The organism is Actinophytocola sp., assembly GCF_049647105.1.
In the GTDB taxonomy this organism is placed as follows: domain Bacteria; phylum Actinomycetota; class Actinomycetes; order Mycobacteriales; family Pseudonocardiaceae; genus Actinophytocola.
This window is the reverse complement of the sequence record NZ_JBARWZ010000127.1, coordinates 21,514-33,224: the sequence shown is the minus strand read 5'-3', so window position 1 is coordinate 33,224 and position 11,711 is coordinate 21,514. Positions and strand designations below refer to the sequence as shown.

Genomic DNA, 11,711 nt, shown 5'->3' with positions numbered 1-11,711 from the left:
TCGGCGGATCCCGGTGTTCGCTGGCAAGGCGCCGAAAGGTCCTCGTACCGGGTTGTACTTGGGCCTTTCGGCAACGCGGCCAGCGGGCGGCGGGGCCGTCGAGAATCGTGCCGTATCCGCCTGGACGAGGCACCAGGTCCGAGCGAAGAAAGCAGCGTAATGCAGCCACAGGTGCTGACCCAGCGGCCGCCGCGGTCGTCGGACGGGGGTGCGGTCGCCAAGGCCGTCGGTGTGCTCCTGCTCCTGCCCTCGGCCGTCCTCACGATCATCACGCTCGTGATCCCGACCATCGGGACGATCGGGACCAGCATGCGGTCCGAGAACCTCGACCTGGGCGAGAGTGAGGACGTCGGGTTCGACAACTTCAGCTCCGTGCTGGGTGGCGAGTTCGGGTCGGCGCTGTGGTTCTCGGTGTCGCTCGTGTTGCTGCCGATCCTCGTCGCCGTCGTGGTCGCGCCGCTCCTGGCCGCGGCCCTCGACTGGGCGGGCGGCTGGGCGCGGGTGACCGCGCGCGTGGTGCTGTCGCTGGCGATCGTGGTGTTCTCGCCGGTGGCGCTGGCCATCGCCTGGATGCGTGCGCTCCGGGAGGAGCCCGAGCTGCTGGCCGACCCCGAACTGGCGGGCGGCACGATGCGGACCAGCCTGGCGCTGATGACGTTCGGGGTGGTGTGCGCGATCGGGGTGATGGTCTTCCTGCCCGCCTTCCGCGCACGGCGCAGGCTGTGGCCGACGCTGTTCACCATCGCGGGCCTGCTCGTGCTGGGCCTGCTCGCGGTCGGGCTGCAGCAGTTCACGCTCCCGCTCGCGATGACCGGGTTCGGGCCGGGCAGCGAGACCATGACGCCGGTCGGGATGCTGTACACGACCGCGTTCGGCCAGGGGCGGCTCGGCGTTGGCGCGGCCGTGTCGACGTTGCTCCTGGTACTGCTGGCCGTCCTCGGGGTGGCCGCGGTCCTCGTCGTCGTACTGACCCGGTTGCGGGTCAGCGTGCGGCCGTTCCGGTCATCCGGGTCGGGGTCCCCCGTGAACGCGGGCGCGATCGTGGTGGCCCTGCTGGCGTTGATCGCGGTGGTGGTCGTCGCCGTGCTCGCCATGGGGCCCTGGTTCGACGCACTGGGCGGGGCGGAGCCTGCTGGCCCCGATGGGGCGAGAGGCCGCACGTGGCCGCCCGCGCTCCTCTGCGCGCTCGTGTCGGTCGGCGTCGCCTACCTCGGCGCTCTGGGCGTGAGTGGTCTGCGCCCGTTGGGCAGGCACAGCGAGTGGCTGCTGATGCCGTTCGCGCCGTGGCTGTTCGTGGGGGCGGCGCCGCTGGGCGTCGAGTTGTTCAGGTCGCTGCGGGAGGACGGCGAGCTCGGCGACGGCGACCTGTTCCCCCCGATCCTGGTCAGCCTGGTGGCGCTGGTGATCCTGGCCGTGCTGTGCCGGGGGCAGGCGGAGCGCTGGCGGCAGCAGACCGCGGCAGGCGCGCCAGCGGCGGGCTCGTTCTTCCGCACGGTCGTGCTGCCCACCCTGCCACCCGCGGTGCTCCTCTTCGTCGTGACCGTGTTCGTCAACGCCCAGGACCTGTTCTGGGGCTTGGTCACGGCCCAGTCACCGAAGAACGCCACCACGCCGCTGCAGCTGTTCACGTCGAACACGGCGATGTACGGAGGGGAGTTCTCCGTGGCGTCCGCGACTCCGATGGTGGCGGTCGTCCTCGGGTTCGTGGCGCTGGGGGTCATCCAGGCGTTGCACCTGGACCGGATGACCGCGACCGTCGGCAGGCCGGACGACCCAACGGGGCCGATCCGGGTGCCGGTCATGCCACAGCAGACGGCCTCCGGCCCGGCATGGTCCGGCGCGCCCCAGCCGCAGGGCCCGGTCGCGCCGCCCGAGCCCGGTCAGGCGCCGCCGCCTGGCCAGCACGCCTAGCCGCTCCCGGGCGTGCGGCTCCCGGCCCGAAGGGATGCCATGCCCTGAAAGACGGGCGGGTCGTTGCGTTTGCCTCACCGGTTTGCCGTCGGCGGCCCCTTTGCCTCCGGCGAGGAGCCGCCGGAGGCAAAACGGGGAGGCAAAAGATCCAGGCTCAACGTAAAGCGTCTTTCGGGACACCGGTTATGTCCCGACCGGTCACCTTGGGTCGTCGGTGAGGGACTTGCCCGTCCAGATCGCGTGGGTGCAGGCGATGCCGGTGCCGCCCTTGGGGCGTAGCACGTCGTAGATGTGCATGCGGGGGATCTTCTCCGACAGGCCCCAGCCGCTCGGCCAGGTGATGATCCAGTCCATGTCCAGGTCAACGAGCAGGCCCAGCATCCTCGCGATCGTCGGCTCGTCAAGGCGTTCGAAGGCCTCGTCCAGCAGTACCAGGCGGACCGGGGGCTGGTCCGCCGCCGTGCTGACCGCGTCGTAGAACGCCGACGCGGCCGCGAACAGGGTCACGTACGAGATCAGGCGGGTTTCGCCGGAGGACAGTTGGCGCATGCGGCGGGTTCGGGGGCTGCCGTCGGGGCCGAGGTCCTTCACGCGGACCGTGAAGCGGTACCACGTGCGATAGTCCAGCGCCCTCGCCAGCACCTCCGCGTAGTCGCCGGAATGGCCGTCCCGTTCTGCGGTGATGCGTTCCGTCAGAGCGGACCGCAGGGCCTCGTCCTGGCCCTCGCCCCTCTTGGTCAGCGGGGTCCTGATCAGCTGTATGGCCTGGCGCATGTCGTCGTCCAGGTCCGGGGCGGGCTGCCAGTCGAGCTGTACGTGTACGCCCTGGCTGGACCTGGCCACGTCGAGGGTTTCGTTCATGCGGCGGCACAGGTCGTCCGCCACCTCGATCTGGGTCGCCAGCTTGTCCGCCAGGTCGCGCAGCATGAACGCGTCGAAGATCTGCTGGTACTCCTCCGACAGCAGATCCCGTTGCGCGGTCAGGCGTTCCGCCACCTCGCGGGCCGCCACCGCCACCGGCTGCGGGCCCTGCGCGCCGGTCACCGTGACCGTCAGGATGTCCGCCGAGCGCTGCGCGATCACGTCGTGGCTGCCCGCCAGCGTGGACTGGAGGGTCTGCAGGTTGCTCAGGACCGTGTCCTCGCTGACGCCGTCGCGGGGATGCGCCATCAGGACCTGGTACGCCTCCGCCAGGTCGTCCGGCATGGGCTCCGCCACCGCGGCGGGCCACACGCCATCCGCCGCCAGTGCGTCCCGGAAGCGTTGCTGGGTAACGGCTTCGCGCTCCGTCAGCTCCGTGATCTTCGACTGCTTGGTGTCGATCTGCGTCTGGGTCTTTCCCGCCTTCACCCGCGCGGCGGTCGCTTCCTGCCGGATCTCCGGGAGACGCTGGCGGACCGACGCACGCTCCTCCTCCGCGCAGGACAGTTCGCGTTCCAGCTGCTCGGCCGCGCCGCCGATGGCGCGGACCCGCTCCTCGTAGCCAGCCTGCTCATTCCGATGATCAAGGCACGCGCGGTCCGCACCCGCCTGCACGTCGGCCAGTTCCGCGTCCACCCGCGCGTGGTTGTCCAGCGACCTGGTGAGGCTGTCCACGCCGCCCAGGCAGCGTTTCGTGAGCGCCGTGGCCAGTTGTTCCGCCGTCGTGCGGGCTTCCAGCGCCGACGCCCTCGCCAGCTGCAGCGACTCGGCCGTCGCGTCCAGGCCCGCCGCGCGGGCATCGGTGAGCAGCGCGTCCTGGCGGGCCCGGTAGCGGTCACCGGTGCCGGAGTGCTTGTCCCGCAACGAGAACGCCTTGTTGCTCGCGTCGTCCGCCGACGCGGCGCCCGCCCGCAGTGTCACGTGCGCGGCCAGCACCTCGCGGTCGTCCGGGTACCTGTCCGTGTGGCGTTCCCACGCGGCCACGTTCTCCTGCGCCACCGTCAGCGCCTTCACCGCGAGCTCGCGTTCGTCCGCGAGCCGTGCCAGCTCCGAGGACAGGTCGCCGATCCGCTTGTGCCGCGTCGTCTCCCGCGCACCCGCGCCGACGAACTCCGCCGCCGGCTTGGTCATCGCGCCCGTCAGCACACCGGCGCGCCAGCGGCCGTCCAGTGCGATCGACAGCCCGGCATCCGTGTCGAGGCCCACCCGCGTCAGCACCTGCGTCACCAGGTCCGCCGACACCGGAGAACCCGGCGGCACCGCGGGGACCAGGACGTCCGACAGCGACGGCGACACCGGCGGGCCCGCCACGATCGCCGTCAGGTCGCGCGAGGTCGCGTCCGTCAGCGTGCCGTCCGCCGTCACCCACGCGTTGAGCAGTCCGGACGATTCCAGCGCCGCCTCGCAACCCGCGCGGTCGGCGGGCGACAGCGACGGCGCGAAGTCCACCAGCCGGTAGAAGGCGGCACCCGACCCCGGGTTGCGGGCCACGTCGGACCGAGGGAGCGCGGGCTCCGGGTCGACGCCCGCGCGCAGCGCGTTCAGCTCGTCCTCGGACTCGGCCATCCGCCGGTCCAGCTCGTCGACCCCTCGGGACGCGCGGTTCACCTCCGCGTGCAGCACCGGCTGCCTGCCGCGCAGCCACGCGTGCGCCCGCTCGGTCGCGCCCCTGGCCGCGTCCACGTCGGCCACCAGGTCCGCCAGTGGCGGCGGGACCAGCTCCTCCGCGTGCTCCAGCGTGGCGAGCGGACCCGCCGACGACCACTGCACGACTGCCGTGTGCCACGTCGCGGCCACGTCTTCGAGGCGTTGCGCCGCCTCGTTGCGCCGCCCCACCGCCTCGGTCGCCTCCAGCTGCGCCTCGCGGGCCTCCCGCTGCAGCCGTTCCACCTCGGACCGCTCGGAGTCCAGCTCGCGGGCCCGTTCCAGCAGTGTCAGCGCGACCGCGCACCGCTCCCGCAGCGCCGCCACCGCCGCCGTGGCCTGCGTGCCTGCCGCCTCCAGCGCGGCACGCAGCGAGTGCGGCGCCAGGTCCGGCGGGGTGCGGCGGGTCGTCTCCTCCGGCTCCGCCTCGGGGTCCAGCGACAGGCGGACGACCTCGTGCACCTCGGTCGCCGCCGCTTCCGGCACGGCAGGTACCTGCGGGCACAGGCGCGGGTCCAGCCCCGCCTCGCGCATGCGGGACCGCACGGAGTCGGACAGCTCGGCGGCCTGGCTGGTGTCGTCGACGAACCGGGCCAGCTCGGACACGACCGAGTCGACGAGCTGCTCGGTGTGCTCGCGCTGGGTGCGCAGCTGCTTGAGCGCGCTCACCGCCGCCTGCCGCGCCGCGGCCACGACCCGCTTGCGGTCGGCCAGGTCCCGCACGCTGTCGTAGGCGGGGCTGCTCTTCAGCGAGTCGATCTTCGACTCGAGCGTCAGCTCCTGCTCCTCCAGCTGCGCGACCTCGGCCTCGGCCTTCTCCGCCGTGGACTCCTCGTCGCCGAGCCGTGCCATGAGCTTCGTGATCTCGTCGCGTGCGGCGGCGAGCTCCTTCGCCGCGTCCGTCCCGCGTTTGCCTGCGGACCGCAGCGAGCTGTACGCGTAGCCCGCGTAGCTCGACAGGAACCGCTGCAGCGCGACGTCGGCGGCACCGAGGGTGCGGATGTTGTCGCGGATCGACTCCAGGTCCTCGAACGACCGCGCCAGCTGCTCGACCACGGCCGGGTCCAGCGGCGGCAGCGAGTCGGACAGGATCTGCTCCAGCTGCCCCTCCAGGACCTTCAGACCCACGTCCGGGTTGCGCAGAGTCCGTTGAAGGTGCAGGAGATCGGCGTAGCGGACGGCCGGGATGCCGTACACCAGCTCGGCGATCTTCGCGCGGAACGGCTCCTCGTCGTACAGGCAGTCGGCGCCGAGCAGGTCACGCAGCTGGGTCGGGCCGACCGGGGTGCCGTCGAAGACCAGCTGGAAGTCGCCGGTGTCATTGCCGACGCGGCTTTCGGTGACGAACCGCCACGAGTCGCCGATCTGCTGCGAGTTGGCGGAGGCCTTGATGCCGATGCCGGAGGTGAGGAACTCCTCGCGGTCGCCGACGGTGCGGCGCAGCTCGACCCACGCGTACCCGATGCGGTTGGGGCCGCCGGTGTAGTCGTCGAGCATGAGGCGCCGCATGCTGACCGTGTCGTAGCCCTTGGAACCGATCTGCCGCAGGTCGCCGTCGAGGCACAGCGGCAGCAGCAGCTCGAGGGTGCGCGACTTGCCGGAACCGTTGGTGCCCTGGAAGATCGCGCGGCCGCCGGACAGGTCGAACTCCTCGACCGCGTACTGCCACACGTTGACGATGCCGCCGCGGTGCAGCCTCCAGCGGGTGGTGGAGGCGCCGGCGTCCCTGGTCGTCACTGTGTCGGTCATCGAGTCTCTCCCTCGTGATCAAACAATGACCAGCCCGGTTCTGGTTCCGGAACGGGCTCCTCGTCCTGCTTCGGTGCCCCGTCCGGCTCCGGCGCCCACCGGTGCGCTGCGGGACTGAGCAGCCAGGCCCCGTCCTCGGCCTGCCTGGCCAATCCGAGTGACAGCAACAGCTGCAGGACGTCGTCCACCAGTTTCGGAATGCTCGCCACCATAAGCTTCGACCACGCGGCGGGGTAGGCGTCGACCAGTTCGTCACACACCGTCGTGACGCGCTCGACCGGTACCGCCACCCAACCATCCCGTTGCTCGCCCGACGACAGCAGGTCAGGCAGCGCCAGCAGCGCCACCCGCGCGACCGTCGACTGGCCGGGGAAGGAGACGTCGGTGAGGTAGTCCTCGGGGTCGGTGACCGCGATGCCCTCGTGCCGGACCTCCGCGACCAGCCCGAAGCAGCGTTCGAGCAGCCGCGACTCCGCCCTGGCGCGTTTGCGCAGCCAGGCGGCCTCGTCGTCGGCGAGGTCGGCGTAGTGGGTGACCGGGTTCTCGACCAGCCTGCGGCGCAGCGCGTGCTCGACGCCGCGCGGCCCTGGGCGGGCGGCGAGCGCGATCAGCTCGCTCGGGGTGGTCGCGACGCCGAGCGGCCCGGCCACGAGCTGGCCGAGCAGCGTGGTGTCGATCGTGAGGAGCGCCTCGTCCTCGCCGGTGACCGTGCCCTCGGTCTCGGTGAGCACGCCGAGCGAGACCAGGTAACGCAGCGCGGACGCGATGGCCCGCAGCTCGCCGAGGTCGTCGGACACCTCGATGTCCGCGTCCGCCGCGGCCGAGCGGATGGCGGTGACCAGGCGCGAAAGGAGCGTCTGCTGGCCGACGCCGGTGAGGGAGGCGAGGGTGAGCGCCAGGTAGGCGTAGCCGCGTGGGGTGAGCGTGGCCTCGCCTCGGGTCGCGTCGTGGCCGGGGCCGGACTTGTACAGCCGCGCGAACCGGCGTTCCACGACGAGCCGGTAGCCGAGGATCCCGGCGAACAGCTCGGACAGCACCGCGCGGTGGCGGTAGATCAGCGGCAGCAGTTCGCTTTCCTGGCCGCCGGTGCGCACGAGCGGGCGGCGCAGGAGCGTGCGGGCGCACCGCACCGCGTCGGCCTGGTCGATCTCGGAGAGCCGGTCGAGCACGTCCACACTCACTGACGACCGCCCGTGCTGAACTCGACGGCGGTGTTCCGCAGCTCGAGCACGCCACCGGACGTGTGGATCACAGCCGTGCCACCGGACTCGGGGCGCAGGCGCAGCGTCAGCCCGCCGACGGGGTCGACCGCCTCGCCAGGGTCGGTGGCGCGTTCGCGCTGGGCCATGGCGTCGGTGAGCAGACCGCACAGCGTGCCCAGTGCGTCAGCCGACAGGGTCACGCGGTCGAGCTGCCCGCCTGCCGAGGCGAGTTCCGCGACCGCGGCGGCGTGCCGGGCGTCGGCGTTGCGGGCCTCGGCCAGCAGCTGCTCGCGGCCGAGCGGGTTGTCGAGGATGCGGGACGTTCGGCCGCGGGTGCGCTCACCCCGGCTGCGGACGGTGACCAGCACGTCGACGACCGGGCCGTCGGCCCACGGGGTCTGCTCGTCGTCGCCGTCGTGCTCGGGTGCGGGGGAGATGTGGCGGGCCGGGTGCAGCCCGAACGCGGCGGCCGCGAGCGTGTGCGCCTGGGCGGGCGTCGACTCGTCGAACCACTTGGCGAGCTGGAGCAGTTCCGCGCGCCGCCCGGGTTCCGGGCCGCCGCCGGACGTGGCGCGCTTGACCGTGGCGAGCAGCGTGCCGATCGCGCGGGCCGTGGCCTCCCGCAGCGCCGTGACCTGCGACGGGCGGCCGGGCCGGTCGACGAACCAGTCGGTCAGCTCCCGCCAGTCGGCGGCCGCGCGGCCACGTGCGCGCTCGACGTCGCGGCCAAGCGAGCCGGACGGGGTGAGCAGGCGCAGCAGGTGGCGGATGGCGCCGCCGAACTCGTCGCGGGTGAGGATCTCGGCGATCACCGGCGTGTACCGCAGCACGTCCTCGACGACCATCTGGATGTACTCGACGAGCAGGTTGCGGAACCCGGAGATCTCCTCGGGGGCGAGGTGGTAGCGGGTGACGACCTGGCCGAGGTAGGCGTAGAAGTCGCGGACGGTCGCGGCCAGCTCGCCGTGCTGCAGGAAGAGCGTGGTGACCTGCTCCGCCATCCGCTCGACGGCCTTCTGCGCGGCGTCGGAGCCGGGGTCGCGGGCGTGCTCGTAGCTCGCGCGGGACAGCCGGGCGAGCAGCTCGTCGAGGCCCGCGGCGATGGCGGGCAGCAGCTCGCGGGACACCTCGCGGGCGCCCTCGGTGGTGCGCAGCAGCTCGTCGACGTCCCGCTGCACGCGGACGCCGAGCTTGCTGACCTGGTAGCGGACGCTGCCGTGCTGGAACTCGGCGATCGACGACGCGACCACCTCGCGCCGCCCGGCGACCAGGTTGCCCCACTCGACGAGCTGCTTGAGGCGGGTGATCACGTTCTCCACCCGGGACTCGCCGTGTGCGATGTCGCCCCGGCGCTCCGCGGCGCTCAGCGCTGCGGACACCTCACCGGCGGGCAGATCCGCGAGCAGCGTCGACGCGAACAGCCGCATGATCCACAGGTAGGTGCGCCGGTGCTCGCGTGCGTCCAGGTAGGCGTACAGCTTGAGCCTGCGCGCCTCGTCCGCCGCCAGGTCGGCCGCGACGTCCGATGACGGTTCCGATGACACGGTCGGTCACCCTACCCGCGCCCACCGACGACACCGGTCGACGTGCCCCACCCGCCCGGGGGACACCGGGGCGGGCGGGGCACGTGATCAGCCACGTATCTGTGACGCGACCTGGAACTCTTGTTCCCCGATGAGGGAGATCATGTTCGGGGTGCTTGGCCCGGTGCGGCTGCGCGGCGGGACGCGGCTCGCGCCCGCTGCAGGGCGGATGCAGCAGGTCCTGCTTGGGGTACTCCTCGCACGCGTGAACACCGCGGTGCCCGTGGACGTTCTGATCGAAACCATGTGGGGTGCGCCGGATCCGCGTGGCGTGCAACGGTTGCAGCTCCACGTGCATCGCCTGCGCCGTGCGCTCGACGACCCCGGCCGGCTCACCTTCCACGCCGACGGCTACCGGCTGCGGGCCGAGCCCGACGAGCTGGACGCGACCCGGTTCGAGCGGCTCGTCCGCGACGGGCGGCCCGAGTCGTTGCGGGAGGCGCTCGCGCTGTGGCAGGGCGACCCGTACCAGGGACTGGACGTGCCGGTACTGGCCGACGAGGCCGCCCGGCTCACCGAACGGCGCGTCACCGCCGAGGAGGACCGGCTCGCAGCCGAGCTGGCCGATGGCCGGGCCACGTCGATCGTCGGTGAGCTCGGCGAACTGGTCCGCGCCAACCCGCTGCGGGAACGGGCGCACCTGCTGCACGTCACCGCCCTGTACGAGGCGGGGAGGCGGGCCGACGCGCTCGCCGCCTACCGCGCGGCCCGCGACGTGCTGGTCGTCGAGCTTGGCATCGAGCCGGGGTTCGAGTTGCGGGCGCTCGAGGCACGCATCCTCGCCGGTGAGCCGGTCGCCGCACCGGCCGGACCCGCGCAGCTGCCCAAGGACGTGCCCGCGTTCGTGGGTCGTGCCGACGCGATGACGCAGCTCGACATGGCGTGGGCGGGCCGAGGCGGGCCGGTGATCATCGCGGGCACGGCAGGGGTCGGCAAGACCGCGCTCGCCGTCCGCTGGGCACACCGCAACAAGAACGCCTTCCCGGACGGCCAGTTGTACGTGGACCTGCACGGGTTCGGGCCCGGTCGTCCGCTCGCGCCGGAGGACGTGCTGGCCGGGTTCCTCCGCGCGCTCGGGGTCGCGGGCGCCGCCGCACCGACCTGCCCGGTCGAGCGGGCCGCGCGGTTCCGGTCGCTGGTGCACGACAAGAGACTCGTGGTGGTGCTGGACAACGCGCACTCGGTGGCGCAGGTGCGGCCGCTCCTGCCTGGCGGGCCGGACTGCCTCGTGGTGATCACGAGCCGCGACTCGCTCGCCGGGCTCGTCGCCCGCGACGGCGCGACCAGGTTCGACCTTGACCGGCTCGCCCCGGCCGACGCGCTCGACCTGGTGCGCCGCCTCGTCGGCGCCCGCGCGGACGCCGAGCACGCGGCGGTCGTGGAGCTGGTCGACCGGTGCGCGCGGCTGCCGCTCGCGTTGCGGATCGCGGCGGAGGCGGTCGGCATCCGGGCCGGGCTTCGGGTCACCGACGTGGTCGCCGACCTCGACCTGGACGTGCTCGACGCGACCGGCGACCCGACCACCGACATCCGTGCCGTGTTCTCGTGGTCCTACCGGCACCTCGACGAGGACGCCGCGCGCCTGTTCCGCCTCATGGGCCGCCACCCGTGGGACGCGCCACCGGAAGCGCTGGCCGCGCTCGCGGGCTTCGACGGCCGGACCACGCGGCGCGCGCTGGCGTCGCTGGCACGTGCGCACCTCGTCGAGGAGTCGGCGGGCGGCCGGTTCGGCATGCACGACCTGCTGCGGGCCTACGCGGCGGAGCTGCCGGAACGGGACGATGGCGCGGTGCGGCGGCTTTTCGCCTGGTATGTGCGGACCGCGGCCACCGCCAGGATGGCGCTCGTCCCGCACTCGCCGCCGATCCCGATGGACGGGGTGCCCTCGGGCGGGGCCGCCATCCCCGACGCGGCGGCCGCACGCGCGTGGTTCGAAGCGGAACAGTCCGTGCTGGTGGCGCTGGTGGTGAACGCGACGGACGACGACCTCGCATGGCGGCTCGCGGGGCAGTTGCTGACGTATTTCTACCTCGGCAAGCACTGGGACGACTGGCTCGCCACCAACACCGCCGCGCTCGCGGCCGCACGGCGCGAAGGCACGGCACTCGGGGAGGCCATCGTGCTCAACGGCCTCGGCGTCGGGTATGACGACCTCTTCCGCGACGACGAGGCGGTCGACTGCCACCTCCGTGCCGCGCCGCTGTTCGCACGGGCAGGCGAGCCGCACTTCGCCGCGTGGAACCTCAACAACCTCGGCGTCGTGTACGACCGGCTCGGCCGCCTCGACGACGCCGTGGCCGCGCACCACGAGGCCCTGGACCTGTTCGGTGCGGTCGGTGACCAGCGTGGGGTCGGCTACAGCCTCAACAACCTCGGCGACGTCTACCGCCAGCGCGGTGAGTACGCCGCGGCGGAGGCGAACCTGTTGCGGGCACTGGACTTGCAGGTGGCTGAGGACGAGGTCGACGGCCTGCGTTACACCTACGCGCACCTGGCCGACCTGTGCCGGGACGCGGGCCGGCCCGCCGAGGCCCGCGAGTGGTACGACAAGGCCGTCACCGCGAGCCTCGCGGCGGGAACCGCTGGCACGCGGCGACGATGCTCACCCGTCTCGCCGCGCTGGACCACGAACCGGCCGACTGCCTGCGCCAGGCACACGCGTTGTTCGACGAGGTCGGTGACACGGACGCCGCGGCGGAGA

General features: G+C 72.8%; 4 protein-coding genes and 1 pseudogene. 2 read left to right on the top strand and 3 right to left on the bottom strand.

Annotated features, from left to right (window positions below; genetic code table 11):
- Positions 1-159: 159 nt before the first annotated feature.
- Complete coding sequence (locus WBA97_RS15730) at positions 160-1,911, top strand: carbohydrate ABC transporter permease (RefSeq protein ID WP_424231552.1); 1,752 nt, start codon at positions 160-162, stop codon at positions 1,909-1,911.
- A 198-nt stretch (positions 1,912-2,109) separates the two neighbouring features.
- On the opposite strand, the gene WBA97_RS15725 is transcribed toward WBA97_RS15730, so the two are convergent.
- Genes WBA97_RS15725 through WBA97_RS15715 form a run of 3 tightly spaced genes read right to left on the bottom strand, consistent with a single transcriptional unit; the run spans position 2,110 to position 8,971 of the window.
- Positions 2,110-6,225 (bottom strand): TIGR02680 family protein, encoded by a 4,116-nt coding sequence (locus WBA97_RS15725; protein ID WP_424231551.1) that lies wholly within the window; start codon positions 6,223-6,225, stop codon positions 2,110-2,112.
- On the bottom strand, positions 6,222-7,406 hold the full coding sequence (locus WBA97_RS15720; RefSeq protein ID WP_424231550.1) for a TIGR02678 family protein: 1,185 nt from the start codon (positions 7,404-7,406) through the stop codon (positions 6,222-6,224). The genes WBA97_RS15725 and WBA97_RS15720 overlap by 4 nt, the downstream gene beginning before the upstream one ends.
- Positions 7,403-8,971, bottom strand: a complete 1,569-nt coding sequence (locus WBA97_RS15715) for a TIGR02677 family protein (protein ID WP_424231549.1) — start codon at positions 8,969-8,971, stop codon at positions 7,403-7,405. The genes WBA97_RS15720 and WBA97_RS15715 overlap by 4 nt, the downstream gene beginning before the upstream one ends.
- Positions 8,972-9,101: 130 nt before the next feature.
- Between WBA97_RS15715 and WBA97_RS15710 the strand changes: the two are divergent.
- Positions 9,102-11,561: pseudogene (locus WBA97_RS15710) on the top strand (BTAD domain-containing putative transcriptional regulator); the annotation flags it as partial.
- Positions 11,562-11,711 lie beyond the last annotated feature (150 nt).

Coding starts and splice junctions, on each gene's coding strand:
- WBA97_RS15730 (WP_424231552.1), top strand. CDS start 160: ATGCAGCCACAGGTGCTGACCCAGCGGCCGCCGCGGTCGTCGGACGGG.
- WBA97_RS15725 (WP_424231551.1), bottom strand. CDS start 6,225: ATGACCGACACAGTGACGACCAGGGACGCCGGCGCCTCCACCACCCGC.